The following is an 18,808-nucleotide window of genomic DNA, read 5'->3' as shown; positions in this document are numbered from 1 at the left end:
CGTGTGGGAATTAAATAAACATTTTTCTTTATTTAGGAAAGGAATACTATTCATATTTTTCTCTAGCGTATTATTGATGATCATTGGTTTTTGGAGTGATGAATTTTACGGGATTTTTGGAAAGAGCAATTATGTTTCGATTCATTTGCTAATAGAAATTTTGATCATTGTTGTGACGATGACAATTGCCATCCAATCATGGTTAACAACACCTTATATTCTATCTAATAGAACACTATACATAGGTGCGTTATTTTTAACGTATAGCTTAATTGAAATTGCACATGCCCTTTCTTATAAGGGGATGCCATATTTTATTATGGAGAGTACCCCCTATGCTGCAACATGGTTTTATATTATTGGAAGGCTAGTGTTATCATGTGGTATCTTGCTCATATTTTTTATTAAGGAAAAAGCCATTCTTAATAAAACTTATCGATGGTTCATTTATAGTACACCATTTGTTATTACTGTTGGATTATTCATACTTATATATGTACCGACTACCCCTATTCTGCCACCGCTTGTTGTTGAAGGGGTCGGTCCAACGCCTTTAAAAAATTCGTTGCAGTATGTTGCAATGGCATGCCATTTTCTCATCATGTACTTATTAATAAAAAAATTCAAGGTAGCACCCAACATTATTTTCTTGTTGGTAGGTAGTGCAAGTTATTTAATCATTAGCGATTTTCTTTTTACTACTTATCGTGACGTTTATGATATTAAAAATTTTATTGGACATATTTTTCAATTGTGTTCTTTTTATCTGCTTTTTAAAGCAATTTATTTTTCGTCCATTGAAAAACCGTTTCAGGATTTAATAGAAATGCAGAAACATTTAGAGAAATCTAGAGAGAAGATGCACTATATGGCTTATCACAACGAGGTGACAAACTTACCCAATGAACGATTTTTAATGGAGACATTACATAAGAATTTATATAAATGTAATGTTAAGAAGGCTATTTTAGCTATAGAGATTGAGCGCATTTCAGCTATTAAAGCGTCACTAGGTAGTTCATATGCAGATAAATTAATTAGTCAAGTTGCACAGAGACTAAAGGATATTTTACCTGAGCAGTATTTACTAAGTATGCTTCGAGAAGATTATTTTATCGTATTTATTGATGATGCAAATCATACACAACGAATAATGGAGCTTTGTAAACAATTGCAAATGGCAATGGCGAAATCCTTCCAAATACAACATATTTCTTTAAATGGGCATTTGAATATTGGCATTTCTTTATTCCCGACTGATGCCTACAAGGAAGAAGAGCTTGTTAGGTTTGCTGTGTATGCGATGCAGGAGGCGAGAAAAGTACCTTCACGCATCGTATTTTATGAAACTTCCATGTCTAGCGATATTACAGAGAAAATTATTTTAGAAAATGATTTACGTCATGCTTTAGAAAACCGTGAGTTGTTTGTGGAATATCAACCGCAAATAGATTTGCAGACGGGGCATATATTATCGGTTGAAGCACTAGTCCGTTGGCAGCACCCAAGTAAGGGCATGGTTTCACCAGGTTTGTTTATTCCAATTGCCGAAGAGTCCGGTATCATTATTCCGATTGGACAATGGGTATTAGAAACGGCGTGTAGACAAGTGAAGCAGTGGGAACAAGCAGGCTTACCACCTATCAAAGTAGCGGTTAATCTTTCTTTAGGCCAATTATTTCAGCAAGATCTAGTGGAGATGATTCAATCTGTACTTAAAGAAACTGATTTAGACCCAAAATATTTACAATTAGAAATAACGGAAAGTATGACCATTAATATCGATCATATAACGATGATTTTACATCAATTAAAAGCGCTTGGCGTGACAATTGCTGTTGATGATTTTGGAACTGGTTATTCATCGCTATCCTATTTAAAAGATTTTCCAATTGATTGTTTGAAAATTGATCGCTCTTTTGTCCAAAAAATTCAAAGCGATCCTACTGATAAAGCATTAGTTGATATGATATTATCAATGGCTAAACATTTACGTTTGAGAGTAGTGGCAGAAGGAATTGAGGAAGTAGCACAGCTCAATTATTTAGTAGCAGGGCATTGTGAAACGGTACAAGGTTTTTTATTTAGTAAGCCATTGCATCCGACATACTTACAAGATAACTATCAAGTACTTCAAGATAATGCACAAACGATTTTAGAAGCGTTACATACCCGATGCTGAAAATGTAAAACAACCTTGTTTCGAAATGAAACAAGGTTGTTTTTTTGTATGAATCACTTATTTTTGGATAGTATTAAAATGAAAACGATTTCACTTATTTAAAATATTCTAAAAATATTAACAATTTAAAAAGTTTTATATAGGATTGCGCTTGACGGCATTGACTTTAGTTGGATGAAGTAATATAATTTTCAAAATATAACAAGATTAATTATTTAGAATAGTATTACAATAATAATTTTTTTGTTGAGCATGAATGGAAAAAATAAATGACATGTAGATAGAAGATAGGAGTTTAGACAATGGATATTATGCAAAAGGCAAAAGAGATGCACAAAGAAGCACAAGGGAAAATGGAGATTGTAGCCAAGGTACCTGTGCAGGATACATATGATTTAAGTTTAGCTTATTCACCTGGCGTTGCGCAGCCTTGTATTGAAATCGAAAACAATCCACAAGCAGTGTACGATTATACAATTAAAGGAAATCTTGTTGGCATTGTGACAGATGGGACAGCCGTTCTAGGTTTAGGTGATATCGGCCCAGAAGCGGCATTACCAGTGATGGAGGGAAAGGCGATTTTGCTAAAACGTTTTGCCAATGTGGATGCATTTCCTATTTGTCTCGCAACAAAAGATGTGGATGAAATCGTACGCACAGTTAAGGCGATTGCTCCAACATTTGGTGGTATTAATTTAGAGGATATTTCCGCTCCGCGCTGCTTTGAAATCGAAGATCGTCTTCGACAGGAGTGTAATATACCCGTATTTCATGATGACCAGCATGGAACGGCGATTGTTGTTGGGGCTGGCTTAATGAATGCGATTAAAATTGTCAACAAGAAACCAGAAGATATGAAGGTCGTGATAAACGGTGCGGGGGCAGCCGGCATTGCTATATTACGCTTATTACTTCAAATGGGTTATAGAAACGTCGTGATGTGTGATACGAAGGGGATAATTTATGACGGTCGTAAGGAAGGGATGAATAGCATCAAAGACCAGATTGCAAAAATTTCAAACCCATTCAAATTAGTTGGGACATTAGAAGATGCGATTGCTGGTAGTGATGTTTTTGTCGGTGTATCCGTTGCAAATTTATTAACGAAAGAGCATATCGAATCAATGAACGAAAATCCGATAGTATTTGCGCTAGCTAATCCAAATCCAGAAATCACATATGATAATGCCCGTGCTTGGGGTGTCCGCGTTATGGGCACTGGACGTTCAGATTATCCGAATCAAGTAAATAATATGCTTGCTTTTCCTGGTATTTTTAGGGGGGCATTAGATGTCCGCGCTACAGATATAAATGAGGCGATGAAGCTAGCGGCGGTAGAAGCCATTGCTTCGTTAGTATCAGCAGAAGACTTATCAGAAGAATTTATTATTCCAAAGTCGATGGATGAGCGTGTAGCGAGCGTTGTCGCGAAAGCTGTCGGCAGTGCTGCTATTGACTCAGGCGTATCGGTGTTATTCCAGCAACCACATCAACATGCTTAAACGTTGTCCGTTTCTTTCTATTTAACAAACATGGTATGATAGAGGTGTAATGATTTGTTGAGATAAGGACGGGTTTCGATCATGGCACAGGAAGTAGCGAATAAATTTATTGAAAATGTATGTTATCATTTAGTACGTAATATGGATATGGAAAAGGTTGAGCAACACTTTAATCAGACGATTGCTATGCAACGTCAATCGGCTAGTTCGGAAACAGATTTTTGGGATAGGCTGATGGTGAATATGCTGTATTTTACTGACAATGAGCAAGTTTGGGAAAATCAGCTTATCAATATGCTAGAACAGAAACAATGGGTAAAACCAGAAGTGCTTGAAGAGGAATTGCTTATGCATCAAATGCGAATTCGTCAGCAAGTAGCTGAACGAATGGAGATGGCAAAAGAATTGTTCCATCAACAGTATGACGCTGAAGGCCTTACAGAGGAAGCCATTATTTATGACTATGCCTATAGCGCTGCTGGGCATTCGATGCGAATGGATTTGCTCTCGGTTCTTGTATCAACGCCTGCACAATCGAAAGTGCTATTTGACGCTGATCCACAAGAAACACTTCGCATCATTAACGGATATATAGCCTATCATATAGACGGGCTTATTTCGAAAACAAATTTAACATAAAGTTTGGAGGCATGGAATTAGAGAAAGTTCTTTAATTCCATGCCTTTGTAGTGTCAGGCAAACAAACAATTTTCAAACAATTAGGGTAAGATTCCAAAATCAACATCTGTGCAGTATAATTGGGCAATATGTTAAAATAGTTTTGATTTTACTTGAAAGGAATTATCGCAATGAATACACCATTCACTTTTAAACATACACAACCAGCAAATATGGACCCTACTAAAAAATATCCAGCGATTTTTTTATTGCATGGAATGGGTAGCAATGAGGATGATTTACCGCAATTGGTACAAGATTTTCAAGATCAATGTCATATCATTAGCTTGAGAGGTCCTATCGCACAAAAGCCGGGTTTTGCCTTTTTTACGATACAGGAAGTGGGAAAGCCAGACCGTGCTATTTTTGATAAAGTGTTAATTGCGCTGCAACGATTTATTTTAGAAGCAATTGAAGAATTTCAAATTGATCCGCATAAAGTATTTGTCCTTGGCTTTAGCCAAGGGGCTGTTCTCGCACAGTCACTAGCTTTTGTTATGGGCAATTTAATTACAGGCATTGTAGCATTAAGCGGATATACCCCAAAATTTGTTACAGAGGAATATGCGATTCGCACGGTCAATCATTTACATGCTTTTATTTCTCATGGTGATTATGATTATGTGATTCCTTCGCAATGGGGTATGGAAAGCAAAGAACTGTTTGAGCAATTTGGCGCGACTGTAACATTCAAGCAATATCCAGATGGACATGGTGTTACACCAGAAAATTGGCGAGATTTAGGCATGTTTTTAGCGCAACAACTACAAGAACAAGATCATATGCAGTAACGCCAAGAAATAGATAAAAGGCATCGGGAATTCAACTTCTCGATGCCTTTTGTTTGTGAATATTTATTTAGAGAGACTGCGGTCTTTATCTGTTACAGCTGCAACAGCATCATGGATTGTCGTTTCGAAATGATTGCTTTGAAGGGAAGATACGCCTTGAATGGTTGTTCCACCTGGAGAGCAGACTTGATCGACCAGCGCCCATGGATGCTCTTTTGATTGTAAAATCATTTTCGCACTGCCGAGTACGGCATTTGCAGCAATGTCGAGTGCCATGTTTTTTGGCATGCCTTCACGCACAGCAGCGCGCGCTAATGCATCGATATACATATAGGTGAATGCTGGTGAAGCCCCACCAATTGTTGTAAAGATGGAGAATAAGTGTTCAGGTACTTCAATTATTGTGCCGATTGTTTCAAATAACATGGTGATAAGACGAAGTTGTGTCTCTGTTACTTGCTCATTTGCTGTATAGCAACTTGTTGATGCGCCAATTAGGGCATTGATATTCGGCATTACGCGAATAATAGGCGTGGACTCGGAAAGATAGCCATGGAAGTAATTAAGGTTTTTTCCCGCAGCAATGGATACGATCATATGCTTTTCTTGTAGATGTTTTTTAACCTCAGGTAAAACATCAGGCAACATTTGGGGTTTCACACCTAAAATAATAACATCACATTTTGTCATAAGTTCCTCGATGGAAGTTGTTGCTTGTATACCATAAGAGGTTGCGAGTTTTGTTGTTTTTGATTTTGTACGATTATAGCCATATATATAAGAGGAATCAAAATCTCCGCTATTGCACATCCCTTTAATAATGGCTGTGGTCATATTACCTAGACCAATAAATCCGTATTTCACGTGTTAGACACTCCTTCGTTTAGATAGAACATACCCATTAGTATAGTGCAGATTGTTTTTCTTGAATAGTATTATGCAGGAAAGAAGGCAATTAGGTTCAAATTCATGCAAGTCGGTGGTATCATAGAAGGAGTTGTGAATTGACATTATACCTTCTATTGATAAAATCATGTACTTTATGTGAACTTTGAGACATAGCGATCCTAAAAGGGGTAAAATAATAATTTGATATGTTTAATGCAAAAAATGTCTCATTCTATCGAAGGACGTAAGTAGAAATTATAAGAGAAAAGGAATTAAGAGGAATGGAACAAAATCTAAAAACGGACCAAAATCCACAAACTGTAGAAAAAACAATAGAGAAACATTCGCGCTCTAATGTTTTAGCTCAAACAGTTAAAACAGGTATCATAAAATCCAATTTAATTCCTATGTGGGCTGGCTTGTCGCTAGGGATGTATAAAAATAAAATGACATTATTGGACAATATACCAGAAATCATTTTCGCAACAATTGGTTCGGCACTTGTTATCGGTGCGGCAGGAGCTTTTAATAATGTGTATGACCGTGATATAGATGCCATTATGCCACGTACGAAAAATCGTCCGACTGTAACAGGTGAGATGTCAGCAAAATCAACGATGATATTAGCGATTACTATGCTTATTGTTGGAGTAGCTGTACTAGCATTAGCCTCACCATTAGCTGCATTATTTGGATTCTTAGGTGTATTTTTATATGTTGTACCGTATACAATGTGGACAAAACGACGCACTATTTATAATACCGAAATTGGTAGTATTTCAGGTGCAGTACCACCTTTAATTGGTTGGGCTGCTGTATCTACTGATATTACACATCCTGCTTTAATGGGGCTCTTTTGTGTGATGGTAATATGGCAAATGCCACACTTTTATGCAATTGCGATTCGTAAGCATGCGGATTATGAAGCAGCTAACGTTCCGATGCTTCCTGTAATAAAAGGGATGCGCCGTACGTATTACCAAACGAATTTTTATTTAATCCTGTTAATACTATCAAGCTTTTTATTTGGTTCATTAAGTATTGGTATTATGCTTGTCGCACTTATATTAAGTGTTGCCTGGCTTGCAATGAGTATTTACGGTTATCACAGCAACACGGATCAAGTGAAGTGGGCGACGAAAATGTTTGTTTTCTCGCTTTTCCATATGACAATTCTCTTCTCAACAGTTATTATTTATTCCCTAGCTGGGGTCATTTTTAAATTATATTAAATACCTTATTTAGATGAATCATGATTGAAAAGCCAACAAGTTATTCTAAGCTTGTTGGCTTTTCTTTTGCAACAGATGTTATTTGTCGAGTTGGCCATTCGAGCGCATGAAGCTGCCCTCCAAAAACAGCACCTCCATCAATACCAATAATATTATTATCACCGAAATAAACACTGTAGTTTGTTGGATCTTGATGCAATTTATAGGTTGGCGTATGCCCGAATATTACAGTTTTCTCACCATCGTAGCCGGTATGAAACTCCTCTCGAATCCATAAAAATTGTAAAGGATCTGTGTCCGCTAAGGCTTTACCAGGTACAACGCCACCATGAACAAAAATGGCATCTTCCAACTCTATATACATTTCAAACGTCTCAATAAGCTGTAAATGTTCTTCAAGCTTTGGCAATGTTTGAATAAAGCTAGGTAATGTGTTTTGCGCAATGGCATCTTCAAAATCTTCTGGCTGATAGCCGTAGCTTGCAAGTGTTGCATCCCCGCCACAAAGTGAAATCCAATGATGCCATGCTTTTGGAATACCAGAACGACAAGCTTTGAGCATAATAGCCTCGTGATTTCCTAGTAGTACACGTGCCCCCGTTGCTTGTAGTTCCTCAATTATATTTAAAACACCACAAGATGCAGGACCCCGATCAATATAGTCCCCTAATAAAAGTAATTTATCTTGTGTGGCATCGAACTTCAATTTTAATAATAATTTTTCCAGAAGTTCTAATTCTCCGTGTATATCACTAATTGCTAGTATACGTGTCATAAAAAAGCATCCTTTCCAGTATAACAGGCGTTACTAATTATTATAGAGAAGAATGTTACAAAATTCGACTTTTCGCGTTTATTGATGATTTCACAGGTATGGAAGAAATATTTTAAGAGAAGTGTTGTACGACATAGTAACTTTTCGCGATTGTCGTGTGATTCTATCTTATGTCACAATGGTTGAGAGCTATTATTCGTTTGTCCATAGAGTTCGAATAGTGGGGAGGGATGTAGTCAATGTGCTAGTGGATGATGCAATATAATTCGGAATATTAGGTGATTTGAATATAAACCTTTTTTGGAGGTCTATATTCAAATCAGTAAATATTAATCCTTAAGGTTGTTCCATTCTTTCTGGGCAATTGTTTCGTCAAAGGTTGACAGCAGGCGATAGTTGTCGGTATCTAAAATGCGATAATGTTGACTAATGACGTTTTGTTGTAAACGATAGCCTTGCCATTCATTTAGGTTTTTCCACCATATGTATCCGCCCATCGTTTTTTCCTTTGGCGGTAATGTGCCGTTATTGGCGATTAAGTCAACCACCTCAAGTGGATCACCACCTAGCTCATGCTGCAATATGGAACTTTCACGACATAAAGCACATACGGCAACGGCAGTTGTCCATCCAGTTTTAATACGACCTTTTTCAATTTGCACGAGTGTTTTTTTTGAAAGCCCAAGAAGATCGCTCATTTGATCTTGCGTTAATGCTTTTTCTGTTCGAATTAATTTTAGTTTTTCTGAAACGAGTAAAATGAGTTGTTCACGATTCATTTAAACACCCTTTCTTTCAGGTTGTTACGCTCCATTATACATGAAAAAAGTAGAAGAAGGTGTGCAAGCGATGATTTTGGAGATAGAGTTAAAGGAGGAACTTGGACAGAGCTAAAGAAATAGACTGCTCAAAGAAAAAAGCTTACTCATTGAGCAGTCTAGTCTGTTAATTGTGGAACAGGCCATTACTTAATATTCATATTTTTTTGTGTCCGAAATAACACGGAAATGGATTCCTTTGATTTGGGCACTTACCTTATGTCGAAGTGTATCAAGATATACTAGCTCGTCTCCATCGTTTACACACTCAGCAATTTCCTGTAAAAGTTTAGTGAATGCCTCTTTGAATAATGAGCGCATATTATCAAAGTCAAGACTTCTAAAGCTACCGTCGATATCGAACGCCTCTACAGAATTTAACTGCTTGGAAGCACCAGCAAAGCGGTCATCGTATACTGTGTAGTTTTCATCTGTTACAACGATAATATATAATACTTCTCCTGTAATTGTTTTTAACTCAATATTTGTTTTGTGTTTTTTTACATCGGTAATAATATGGATACCGTCTGAATGATAAAGTTTAAAAAGTTTCATAACAATGCCCCCTGATCATAAAATCATATACAGATTTATTATATCGAAATATGGCTAATAATGGAATAAGGAAAAAGTATTTAGATAACTTTGTATAGCCCTAAAGTTGTGAAAGCTATATCATCTTAGCCTTTCGTTTACTTTTATTAGCCTTCTGTAGGAACGGGTGCAACTTTATGAAGAGGACGCACTTCGATATAGTGAAGTTGATGACCCTGTTGTTCATAAATGCTAAATACATATTGCGCTAGCTCGATGTTTTTAATCGCTTTGAGCCCATTGTTTACTGTTAAGAACCAACCACCAAGTGTTTCTACTTCTTCGTTATCAAGGGATACTTGCAATAAATTTTCTACATCTTCTACAAGCATTTTTGCATTCAAAATATAATGATTGTCACCAATCTTCCGAATTTCTGCAACTTCATCATCGTCAAATTCATCACGAATTTCGCCAACGATTTCTTCTAAAATGTCTTCCACCGTTACAAGCCCAGAGGTACCACCATATTCATCCATTAAAATCGCCATATGAATGCGTTCTTTTTGCATTCGAACTAGTAATTGTTGAATAGGGGTTGTTTCAATTACTCGAATTACAGGGTTAATAAAGTTTTCGAGCACTAAAGAATCATCAGTTATTTGCTCTAATAAGCCATGTGTAAATAACTCTTTTGCATTAATAAAGCCTAAAATATTATCACGGTCACCATCATACACAGGGTAGCGAGTATATTTCTCGGATGCGATAAAGTGAATAATATTAGTGAAGGTTTCGTTAATTTCAATACCCGCAATTTCTGTTCGGGGGATCATAATTTCGCGAGCGATCCGTTCGTCAAATTCGAAAACATTATTCACGAACTTCAACTCGGTTTTATTGATTTCACCATTTTTAAAACTTTCAGATAACAAGGAACGCAATTCTTCCTCTGTATGTGAAATTTCATGTTCATTCGCCGGTTTCATGCCGAAGAAACCTAAAAGTATACGCGCCGATCCGTTTAAAAACCAGATGAATGGATACATCAATTTATAGAAAGCGATAATCGGTTTAGCGAAAAGCAATGAGATTGTTTCCGTCTTTTGAATAGCTGCCGTTTTTGGCGCTAATTCACCGACAACGACATGTAGAAAAGTAGCGATAGCGAAAGCAGAACCGATTGTGAAAATAGGGATAAATTTATCCGAAATGCCGATTATTTCAAAGAATGGATGCAACATAAATTCAAAGGTTTTTTCACCAACCATCCCGATACCAAGTGCTGTTATAGTTATACCAAGCTGACAGGCAGATAAGTATTCATCTAAATGGTTGACAACGTGTTTCGCAGGTATTGCTTTTTTATTGCCCTCTGCAATTAACTGATCAAGTCTAGAGGAACGCATTTTAACAATCGCAAATTCCGTTGCCACGAAAAAGGCGGTTAAAGCTAATAAAATAGTGAAAATCGATAAATTTAATATGGTCTCCAAATAGTCGTTCTGCAAAACAGAACGTCACCTCCTAGGTATTAATGAGTAATAATAAAGATTGCATTAATGCAATGCTTTCAGGTGAAACATTTTTTTTAATTGTTTGGCTATATTTCATGTCTTGATTGTTCATTTGTTCCAGTAGAGAAGTTACATCATGCTCTAAATCTTGCATTTTTAAACGTAGTATTTGAACATCGATTTCTTCATATGTTGTTGTGACATTAAGTGCTTGTTGTATTTCTACGAGTGAAAGTCCTTCCTGCTTACGTTCCTCGATGAAATGAAGTCGATCAATCATGGCAGGATCATAATAGCGGTAGTTTGATGGGGACCGTTCTGCCTCCAACAGGCCTAAATTTGTATAGTAATCAATCGTTCTTTTAGTAATGCCAGTTTTTTGAGCAAGTTCTCCGATTTTTAGTTTTTCTGTCCCAATGCAAATACCTCCCAACCATCACGTGATGCTTTGATTATAACGTGACAGTTTTATAGCATACAAATAATACGCTTTAAAATTTTTAAAAATATGATTTTTTTGTGAATACGGATTGTTGATAAGGGATTGCTAAAGGAATCATCAATCGTTACAAAAAAAGCTTTTCTAAACGATAAAATCGTTAGAAAAGCTACAGACCTTATTTATTTAAATAGGTATCGTATAGTTGATGTAATGCATCCTCACCATTCATTTGTAGTATTTTTTCTTGATTTAAAACAACTGTGACAGCTGTTTGCGCGCCATCAATTTGATCGTCATCTATTGTACACGTAACAGTCACTACACCCGTTTCAGCAAGCTTCTTTTGCATAGTCGCATCCCATGCTTGGTCAGAGAATAATGGTGCTTGCCATGTACCTTGAACATGTAGTTCATTTATTTCGGCGTCATATTCCCAGCGTATGTCACGTAAAATAGTTTTAAATAGGTCATTAATAGTAAATGTTTGGTCTTTGTAGTTAATCGTTAGCGCTCTTATTGCATGGACATCACGACTAACAGCGCTCGCGGCAGCATCAGCTGCTGAGTTAATGCCCGATGCGGCATCTTTGATTTCGGATATTCGATCGCCACAGCCGGAAAGCAAGGTAGACAGGCATGCTACAAAAGTGAGTTTTGTCATCCATTTCACAAGGAGTACCCCCAGTTTACTAGTTGTTACTACTATATTAACGAAAAGAAAATTGTGAAGAAAGGGTATGTAACCGGCATATTGTGACGGTTTTGCAACGATACAACCTTTTCAAATGTATTAGAAATAGTAATGGTAATCTAGAGTGAAATTTTGAGTAACTTATATCAAGAAGGGGAGCGGTTTCATATGAAAATTAATGATGAGATACTCGATCGATTAGGAACATATTTTGTTTATCATGCGGTCTATGATAATTATGGAATAACCTTCGAAAATTTTGTGGAGCGTTGGCTGCGAGGGATACTTGAAGTTTAGAGATGTCAATAGATAGAAGCTAACAAGGAAGTCCATCTGGTAAGACAAGTTCAGTTAGGGTTGCATCATTGAAGGGAACATCAACGTTGACGACAAAAAGTGTTAGATTGATCACAGTCAATCTAACACTTTTATTTTTAAAATATTTTCTTGCAAGTATTACTTAAAGTAGTTCGAAATAAACTGATTTGCTTCTTGCCAATTATACACTCGCACAACATTGTCAGGTACAGCAAGACGATTATATGGTGTATCGAATAAAATAACAGGTATTTTTAATTCTTCAGCAAGCATCACAGCATTATCATGTTTATCTTCAAAGAAAGCTGCGACATTATGCTTTTTCGCAGTCGCTAATTTATCATGACTTCCGATAAGTTCAATATGATCATACGGAATAGCCTGTGATTTAAACCAGTTCATCGTAATATCAGAAACATTCTGACCACGTGCAGATATATAATATAGCTCATAAGTATGTTGCCAAGCATTTAAAATAGCTTTGGCATCTTTTGCAGCTTCTGATACTTCATACATATAAGGCTCATTTTCCTTAAACCATGCATTAAATGCAGTGCGATCTACTGGATAAGGAAAGGCCGATAAAAAATCATATTCACAAACATCATCCAGTGTAATATTGACATTATAGTGCTTATTAATATGCGGGATAAGTGTACTCGGACATGTCACGGTGCCGTCAATATCAATACCAAAACGGGGCTTTGTCATGCAAGCACCTCCCTTAGGCGTTCGCTTTGGCAGCTTCTTCAGCCGCACGTTTTTCTGCCATTTCTGCAGCTAGCTTATCAATTTCTTTTTTCAATTCTTCTACCATTGTTTCTTCTGGAACTTTACGAACCGTTTTGCCTTTCATGAATAGCAGACCTTCACCACGTGCACCCGCAATACCGATATCGGCTTCACGCGCTTCACCTGGACCATTTACTGCACAACCTAGAACGGCTACTTTTAATGGTACATTTAATGTTGAAATATATTCTTCCACTTCATTTGCAATAGAGATAAGGTCGATTTCAATTCGGCCACATGTAGGGCATGAAATTAACGTTGCCATGTTAGACGCTAAACCAAATGATTTTAATAGCTCACGTGCAACTTTCACTTCCTCCACAGGGTCGGCAGATAGAGAGATACGTAGCGTATTACCAATACCTTTTGACAGGATTGCGCCAAGGCCAGCAGCAGATTTTACAGTTCCAGCAAACAATGTACCTGATTCTGTAATACCTAAATGTAGCGGATAATCAAAAGCTTGTGCAGCCTTTTCATATGCTTCAATCGCTAAATTGACATCGGATGCCTTCATTGACACGATAATATCGTGGAAATCTAAGTCTTCCAAAATTTTAATATGGTGTAATGCTGATTCTACCATACCATCTGCAGTTGGATAGCCGTATTTTTCAAGAATGTGTCGCTCTAGCGAACCGGCATTTACACCAATACGAATAGGAATGCCTTTTGCTTTTGCAGCTGTTACAACGGCTTCTACTTTTTCTTTACGCCCAATATTACCTGGGTTAATACGAACTTTATCAATACCATTTTCAATTGCTTTCAAAGCTAATTTATAATCAAAGTGAATATCAGCTACTAATGGAATATGGATACGTTTTTTTATTTCGGCAATTGCATCAGCCGCACGCTCATCTGGCACTGCAACACGAACAATTTGACAGCCCGCCTCTTCTAGTCGCAGAATTTCTGCAACAGTTGCTTCGACATCATGTGTTTTTGTTGTACACATACTTTGAATGAATAATTCATTACTACCACCAATTGTTAAATTACCGACACGTACAGGACGTGTTTTTGAACGGTGACAAATTTCACTCATTAACTTTCTCTCCTTTTCGGGCCACTACTTTCAGCCGTCACTGACACTTATTTTAGCAGTGTAAGAAAATAAGGACAAGGAAGAAACGTTAACTTTTCATTTTCCGCATGCGTTTTCGAATTCAAAAGAGAGGGGAAGCTTAATATTTTCGCCTGGTACAAGTGCTTGTAATTGTAAATGAGGATTTAATTGATAAAAGAGCTCCAGTCGTTCTGGAAAGGTCATCGGCATTTTTGCTGGGTGTAGTGCAAATAAGCTATGGATGGTATCGCCTTGAATTGTTTGTACCGTAATGTAAGCTGGCTCGCGCTGGTCTTCGCAAAGTGTATTTTGCCCATCTTTTGGATAGAAGGCAGCGAGAGATAATGTGCCTTCTGTTAAATCTACTTTTACGACAAATGCGATAAGCACAATGGCAACAGTTAACAAGAATGCTCGCAAAAAAACCCCTCCTTTTTCTACACTATATTGAGAAGAGAGGGGAATCATGCCTATTATTTTGAAATTGGTTGTTTTGGATATTTTGTAAAGGCAATAATTAATAGAGTAATCGTTAAAAGTAATGACAAGATTGAGAGTATTGTTCGGGCAGTTGGTACAAATTCTGCTAACATGCTTAAAATAGTCGCCCAAGTAATGGCGAATGTTGTAGTGCGCCAAATATGGCGGTATTCACCACGACGTTTCATAACTTTTAAAATAAATAAACCTGCTAGAGCATAGAGCGCAATTTGACCAAAAACTAACATCGTTGTTAGTACAAATAACATGATGAATGTGACGGGGTACAACAGCCATTTTATTTGATCTATGTATTCCGTTATTCCACTTATATCAAGAGTATTAACAGACATATCAGTAGAAAAACGTCCAAATGAAAATACAGTAACAATGGTAATTAATAAAAAGGTATATTGAATGACTTTGCCGATAGGTAATAAACGATAAGCTGCTAGTTTTTTAGGGTGTAATAAGCTATCGATTAATAATTGTGAGTGTTTCATATTTATATCTCCTCCATTCGCTATTCTAACATGTTCGTGAATGACTAGAAATGGATTGCATCACTTTAACTGAGAATGACCTGCTAAAATGTTAACATTGTGTAAAGAAGTTAAAGGTTTTCTTTACTTTTTGTACATTTTCATTTAATGATTAGGAATAGATTAGTAGAGACGTAAGAATTGGAGCGAATACCATTGACAATAGATTGGCAAAGCATATTATTTCAATTTTTAGGCGGATTAGGGGTCTTTTTGTTTTCCATAAAATATATGGGAGAAGGGTTACAAAAATCGGCAGATGACAGACTCCGTGAATGGTTGAATCGATTTACAACGAATCCGTTTATGGGTGTGTTAGTTGGGATAATCGTTACGGTTTGTATTCAGTCAAGTTCGGCGACAACAGTGATTACTGTTGGTTTAGTGAGTGCAGGCTTCTTAACATTACGACAAGCAATAGGCGTTATAATGGGGGCCAATATTGGAACTACCATAACGGCATTTATCATCGGCATTAATATAGGTATTTATTTTTATCCACTCCTCGCAATTGGCGCTGCATTTTTATTTTTCTTTAAAAAGGCTATTTATCATCATATAGGTCAAATTTTATTTGGTTTTGGTGGTCTGTTTTTAGGGTTGGAGCTAATGAGTGCTAGTATGCAGTCGCTACATGAATTAGCAGACTTTGCATCATTAACCATTCATTTGAGTAACCAGCCGGTAATCGGGATATTTTTAGGGACTATTTTTACCTTGCTCGTTCAAAGTTCGACAGCGACAGTTGGCGTTTTGCAAGGCTTATATGCTGAACAATTAATCGGTTTAGATAGTGCGCTACCGATTTTATTTGGTGAAAATATCGGTACGACAATTACTGCTGTACTCGCTTCATTAGGTGCTTCGATATATGCAAAGCGAGCAGCGGCTGCCCATGTGTTATTTAATGTGATTGGGACGGTTATTTTTATGTTGCTGTTTACCCCTTTTATAAATTATGTACAGTGGATTAGTCAGTTGTTTCATTTAGAGGCTCGCATGCAAATTGCTGTCGCACATGGTTCGTTTAATGTCTTTAATATGATGATCCAACTACCGTTTATCGCAGGATTATCATTATTAGTAACCAAAATATTGCCTGGACATGACGGTGGTATTGATGTTGCAACGAAACATCTGGACCCATCCTTCATTGATTCTTCGCCAGCCATTGCATTAGGGCAAGCGAAAGAAGAAGTTTTACGGATGGGTGAGCATGCACTAAGGGGCTTAGAAGAAACGTTTTACTACATGAAAACAGGGGAGTCTTCCCATATTCCTACCGTATTACAGTTGGAAGTGGCACTTAATCATTTAGATAAAGAAATAACGAATTATTTAGTTATGGTGTCCAAGCAGCCGCTTTCTCATGCGGATTCGGTACGGCACCATACCCTATTAACGAATGTGCGTGATATCGAGCGTATTGGCGACCATTTTGAAAATATTTTGGAGCTATTGCAATATAAGGATCACCATGAAGTGAGTTTAAGTAAATCTGCGCGGCAAGATTTAATCGGTATGTTTAGTCTTGCCATCGAGGCGGTAAGGAAAAGCTTAGAGGCGCTTGATACGGCGAGTCTTAGCCTAGCGCAAGAAGTAACAGAATTAGAGAGTTTAATAGACGATATGGAGGATAAACTAAGACAAAAGCATATTGCACGTTTAAATACAAACGAATGTAGTGGCGCTGCTGGTATTGTCTATACGGATATTGTCAGCAATTTGGAGAGAATTGGGGATCATGCTGTGAATATTGCAGATTCTATTTTAGGAATTCGCCACTAGATTGAAACTTTTTGGCAATATCTTTCGTATGTAAGGCATGCACGACAAAAGGAGAGAGCTTTTATGGAAGTTGTTGGCTGGATCGTAGTGATTGCCTGCTTTATCGTATCATTTGTTGGTTTAGTGTATCCGATAATCCCAGGTGTCTTATTTTTACTAGGTGGATTTATTGTCTATGGATTATTTTTCTCATTTGCTGATTTAAGTTGGTGGTTCTGGGCAATTGAAATTTTATTTGTTGTCCTACTCTTTGGAGCTGATACGGTTGCAAATGCTTTTGGCATTAAAAAATTCGGTGGCTCCAATGCAGGTATGTGGGGCAGTACAATCGGTTTATTAATTGGGCCATTCGTTATTCCGGTTGCCGGCATATTAGTTGGGCCTTTTTTAGGAGCCATCGTTGCAGAGCTGATGGTAGAGCGAAGAACTTTTAATGAAGCTGTAAAAAGTGGTGTGGGTTCCCTTATCGGTTTTTTAACGTCAACCGTAGCCAAGGCAGTTATTCAAATTGTGATGATTGTCGTATTCTTTATTGCTATTTAAACGTATTGTGGGGGTAATTATAAAGTTTAACAAATTAAAGAAGTGGGTATATTAGAAATTGGATTATTTATTTCGGTCAAAAGGCTGAAATCTTTAATTTGAGGTATTTTTCATTGAATGGTTTGACCAATTTTGATAATCTAAGGATGTACTAATTATTTCTTTATTTTAGGGAGGAACTTAATAATGGCTTACGAATTACCACAATTAACTTATGCTTACGATGCATTAGAACCAAATATCGATGCAAAAACAATGGAAATTCACTATTCTAAACACCACAATACTTATGTAACAAATCTAAACGCAGCAGTAGAAGGTACTGAATTTGCAGAAAAAGACATTAATGACTTAATCGCAAACATCGATGCACTTCCAGCTGACAAACAAACAGCAGTTCGTAACAACGGTGGCGGACATGCTAACCACACACTATTCTGGGAAGTAATCGCACCAGGCGGTTCAAAAACTCCAGTTGGTGAAGTAGCTAAAGCAATCGATGCTAAATTTGGTTCTTTCGATGCTTTCAAAGAAGAGTTTGCAAAAGCTGCAACAACTCGCTTCGGTTCAGGTTGGGCTTGGTTAATCGTTGATGGTGATTCAGTAGCAGTTACTTCTACACCAAACCAAGACTCTCCAGTTATGGAAGGTAAAACACCAATCTTAGGATTAGATGTTTGGGAGCACGCTTACTACTTAAACTATCAAAACCGTCGTCCAGATTATATCGGTGCTTTCTGGAACGTAGTAAACTGGGATGCAGTAGAAGCTAAATTTCAAGCTGCAAAATAATCATTTGCGATAAAGCAAAATAATTAGGTTTCTGCGGAACATTTGTGAAGTGGAAGTTTACTAATTATTTCTATGTAAAGGGCTATGCATAAGGTGAAAAATCACCTTGGCATGGTCCTTTTTATATGATTTTAGCGCTTTTAGTGATGTAGCTTTCGAATAGTCAGAAATTCATATATACGGAAGGAAACTTTTCTTGCCAAGTACCGTCAATTAAAATGATGCTTCCGCTAGTTAGGGATTTTTATGGCAGATCATTTCATAAATAGTCGAAAATTACGAATAGGCCAACGAAGCAAACGGCTGGGACTCCTCCAACGAAGTGTGAAAAGCGACCTTCTGTAGTGTAGGTGATGTGAATGCTTCTATTATTTACATTTTTCAATAATTAGTATTTTAATGATGAGAAGGCGAATTATGAAAATGATGCAAGA

20 protein-coding genes are annotated in these 18,808 nt (G+C 37.1%); 9 read left to right on the top strand and 11 right to left on the bottom strand.

Annotated features, from left to right (window positions below):
* The first annotated feature begins 76 nt into the window (after nt 1–76).
* The 4 genes from MHH88_RS14160 (at nt 77) to MHH88_RS14145 (ending at nt 5,153) form a co-directional block, all read left to right on the top strand.
* Nucleotides 77–2,182 carry an EAL domain-containing protein gene (locus MHH88_RS14160; RefSeq protein WP_339263070.1) on the top strand — a complete coding sequence of 702 codons (2,106 nt, stop codon included), beginning with the start codon at nt 77–79 and terminating at the stop codon, nt 2,180–2,182.
* 302 nt (nt 2,183–2,484) lie between these two features.
* Nucleotides 2,485–3,684, top strand: a complete 1,200-nt coding sequence (locus MHH88_RS14155; protein WP_339258849.1) for a malic enzyme-like NAD(P)-binding protein — start codon at nt 2,485–2,487, stop codon at nt 3,682–3,684.
* Nucleotides 3,685–3,765: 81 nt separating this feature from the next.
* Nucleotides 3,766–4,323: a hypothetical protein gene (locus MHH88_RS14150; RefSeq protein WP_339258847.1), complete on the top strand. Its 558-nt coding sequence runs from the start codon at nt 3,766–3,768 to the stop codon at nt 4,321–4,323.
* A 170-nt stretch (nt 4,324–4,493) separates the two neighbouring features.
* The gene (locus MHH88_RS14145) at nt 4,494–5,153 is read left to right on the top strand and encodes an esterase (RefSeq protein WP_024362960.1); all 660 of its coding nucleotides are present in this window, start codon (nt 4,494–4,496) and stop codon (nt 5,151–5,153) included.
* Nucleotides 5,154–5,216: 63 nt separating this feature from the next.
* Here the strand turns inward: MHH88_RS14145 and proC are convergent, their stop codons facing one another.
* Nucleotides 5,217–6,017 carry a pyrroline-5-carboxylate reductase gene (proC, locus tag MHH88_RS14140; RefSeq protein ID WP_069509153.1) on the bottom strand — a complete coding sequence of 267 codons (801 nt, stop codon included), beginning with the start codon at nt 6,015–6,017 and terminating at the stop codon, nt 5,217–5,219.
* A 305-nt stretch (nt 6,018–6,322) separates the two neighbouring features.
* Between proC and cyoE the strand changes: the two genes are divergently transcribed.
* On the top strand, nt 6,323–7,273 hold the full coding sequence (cyoE, locus tag MHH88_RS14135; RefSeq protein WP_339258844.1) for a heme o synthase: 951 nt from the start codon (nt 6,323–6,325) through the stop codon (nt 7,271–7,273).
* A gap of 40 nt (nt 7,274–7,313) precedes the next feature.
* On the opposite strand, the gene MHH88_RS14130 is transcribed toward cyoE, so the two are convergent.
* The 6 genes from MHH88_RS14130 to MHH88_RS14105 all read right to left on the bottom strand — a co-directional run bounded on the left by MHH88_RS14130 (nt 7,314) and on the right by MHH88_RS14105 (nt 12,020).
* Entirely contained in the window at nt 7,314–8,048 is a 735-nt protein-coding gene (locus MHH88_RS14130) for a metallophosphoesterase (protein WP_069509147.1), read from the bottom strand.
* A gap of 329 nt (nt 8,049–8,377) precedes the next feature.
* Nucleotides 8,378–8,827 (bottom strand): helix-turn-helix domain-containing protein, encoded by a 450-nt coding sequence (locus MHH88_RS14125; RefSeq protein WP_069509144.1) that lies wholly within the window; start codon nt 8,825–8,827, stop codon nt 8,378–8,380.
* Between the two features lie 189 nt (nt 8,828–9,016).
* On the bottom strand, nt 9,017–9,421 hold the full coding sequence (locus MHH88_RS14120) for a hypothetical protein (protein WP_024361300.1): 405 nt from the start codon (nt 9,419–9,421) through the stop codon (nt 9,017–9,019).
* Between the two features lie 146 nt (nt 9,422–9,567).
* On the bottom strand, nt 9,568–10,896 hold the full coding sequence (locus tag MHH88_RS14115; protein ID WP_069509203.1) for a hemolysin family protein: 1,329 nt from the start codon (nt 10,894–10,896) through the stop codon (nt 9,568–9,570).
* 31 nt (nt 10,897–10,927) lie between these two features.
* Nucleotides 10,928–11,350, bottom strand: coding sequence for a MerR family transcriptional regulator (locus MHH88_RS14110; RefSeq protein ID WP_256093119.1), 423 nt, complete (start codon nt 11,348–11,350; stop codon nt 10,928–10,930).
* Nucleotides 11,351–11,534: 184 nt separating this feature from the next.
* Nucleotides 11,535–12,020: a hypothetical protein gene (locus MHH88_RS14105; protein WP_339263068.1), complete on the bottom strand. Its 486-nt coding sequence runs from the start codon at nt 12,018–12,020 to the stop codon at nt 11,535–11,537.
* 198 nt (nt 12,021–12,218) lie between these two features.
* Here MHH88_RS14105 and MHH88_RS14100 point away from each other — a divergent pair, with 198 nt between their 5' ends.
* Nucleotides 12,219–12,347: a hypothetical protein gene (locus MHH88_RS14100; RefSeq protein ID WP_255313805.1), complete on the top strand. Its 129-nt coding sequence runs from the start codon at nt 12,219–12,221 to the stop codon at nt 12,345–12,347.
* A gap of 159 nt (nt 12,348–12,506) precedes the next feature.
* Here MHH88_RS14100 and MHH88_RS14095 read toward each other — a convergent pair whose 3' ends face one another.
* The 4 genes from MHH88_RS14095 to MHH88_RS14080 form a co-directional block, all read right to left on the bottom strand.
* A complete protein-coding gene (locus tag MHH88_RS14095; RefSeq protein WP_069509138.1) occupies nt 12,507–13,079 on the bottom strand; it encodes a hypothetical protein in 573 nt (190 codons plus the stop codon).
* Between the two features lie 13 nt (nt 13,080–13,092).
* Complete coding sequence (gene ispG, locus MHH88_RS14090; RefSeq protein ID WP_024361295.1) at nt 13,093–14,208, bottom strand: flavodoxin-dependent (E)-4-hydroxy-3-methylbut-2-enyl-diphosphate synthase; 1,116 nt, start codon at nt 14,206–14,208, stop codon at nt 13,093–13,095.
* Between the two features lie 96 nt (nt 14,209–14,304).
* Nucleotides 14,305–14,649 carry a hypothetical protein gene (locus MHH88_RS14085; protein WP_024361294.1) on the bottom strand — a complete coding sequence of 115 codons (345 nt, stop codon included), beginning with the start codon at nt 14,647–14,649 and terminating at the stop codon, nt 14,305–14,307.
* A gap of 53 nt (nt 14,650–14,702) precedes the next feature.
* Nucleotides 14,703–15,212: a DUF1189 family protein gene (locus MHH88_RS14080; RefSeq protein WP_339258838.1), complete on the bottom strand. Its 510-nt coding sequence runs from the start codon at nt 15,210–15,212 to the stop codon at nt 14,703–14,705.
* Between the two features lie 195 nt (nt 15,213–15,407).
* Here MHH88_RS14080 and MHH88_RS14075 point away from each other — a divergent pair, with 195 nt between their 5' ends.
* The 3 genes from MHH88_RS14075 (at nt 15,408) to MHH88_RS14065 (ending at nt 18,374) form a co-directional block, all read left to right on the top strand.
* Complete coding sequence (locus tag MHH88_RS14075) at nt 15,408–17,039, top strand: Na/Pi cotransporter family protein (protein ID WP_069509132.1); 1,632 nt, start codon at nt 15,408–15,410, stop codon at nt 17,037–17,039.
* A gap of 63 nt (nt 17,040–17,102) precedes the next feature.
* Nucleotides 17,103–17,582, top strand: coding sequence for a DUF456 domain-containing protein (locus MHH88_RS14070; protein ID WP_339258835.1), 480 nt, complete (start codon nt 17,103–17,105; stop codon nt 17,580–17,582).
* A 186-nt stretch (nt 17,583–17,768) separates the two neighbouring features.
* Nucleotides 17,769–18,374: a superoxide dismutase gene (locus MHH88_RS14065; protein WP_024361290.1), complete on the top strand. Its 606-nt coding sequence runs from the start codon at nt 17,769–17,771 to the stop codon at nt 18,372–18,374.
* Nucleotides 18,375–18,808 lie beyond the last annotated feature (434 nt).

Origin of the sequence: Lysinibacillus sp. FSL K6-3209, from assembly GCF_037976175.1 — a bacterium.
GTDB classification, from domain to species: Bacteria; Bacillota; Bacilli; order Bacillales_A; family Planococcaceae; genus Lysinibacillus; species Lysinibacillus sphaericus_D.
Note: the sequence above shows the minus strand (reverse complement) of the source record. Positions and strands in the feature narration are given on the sequence as shown.

Coding starts and splice junctions, on each gene's coding strand:
- MHH88_RS14100 (WP_255313805.1), top strand. CDS start 12,219: ATGAAAATTAATGATGAGATACTCGATCGATTAGGAACATATTTTGTT.
- MHH88_RS14160 (WP_339263070.1), top strand. CDS start 77: ATGATCATTGGTTTTTGGAGTGATGAATTTTACGGGATTTTTGGAAAG.
- cyoE (WP_339258844.1), top strand. CDS start 6,323: ATGGAACAAAATCTAAAAACGGACCAAAATCCACAAACTGTAGAAAAA.
- MHH88_RS14150 (WP_339258847.1), top strand. CDS start 3,766: ATGGCACAGGAAGTAGCGAATAAATTTATTGAAAATGTATGTTATCAT.
- MHH88_RS14125 (WP_069509144.1), bottom strand. CDS start 8,827: ATGAATCGTGAACAACTCATTTTACTCGTTTCAGAAAAACTAAAATTA.
- MHH88_RS14105 (WP_339263068.1), bottom strand. CDS start 12,020: ATGACAAAACTCACTTTTGTAGCATGCCTGTCTACCTTGCTTTCCGGC.
- MHH88_RS14070 (WP_339258835.1), top strand. CDS start 17,103: ATGGAAGTTGTTGGCTGGATCGTAGTGATTGCCTGCTTTATCGTATCA.
- MHH88_RS14095 (WP_069509138.1), bottom strand. CDS start 13,079: ATGACAAAGCCCCGTTTTGGTATTGATATTGACGGCACCGTGACATGT.
- MHH88_RS14155 (WP_339258849.1), top strand. CDS start 2,485: ATGGATATTATGCAAAAGGCAAAAGAGATGCACAAAGAAGCACAAGGG.
- MHH88_RS14065 (WP_024361290.1), top strand. CDS start 17,769: ATGGCTTACGAATTACCACAATTAACTTATGCTTACGATGCATTAGAA.
- MHH88_RS14145 (WP_024362960.1), top strand. CDS start 4,494: ATGAATACACCATTCACTTTTAAACATACACAACCAGCAAATATGGAC.
- ispG (WP_024361295.1), bottom strand. CDS start 14,208: ATGAGTGAAATTTGTCACCGTTCAAAAACACGTCCTGTACGTGTCGGT.
- MHH88_RS14130 (WP_069509147.1), bottom strand. CDS start 8,048: ATGACACGTATACTAGCAATTAGTGATATACACGGAGAATTAGAACTT.
- MHH88_RS14120 (WP_024361300.1), bottom strand. CDS start 9,421: ATGAAACTTTTTAAACTTTATCATTCAGACGGTATCCATATTATTACC.
- MHH88_RS14080 (WP_339258838.1), bottom strand. CDS start 15,212: ATGAAACACTCACAATTATTAATCGATAGCTTATTACACCCTAAAAAA.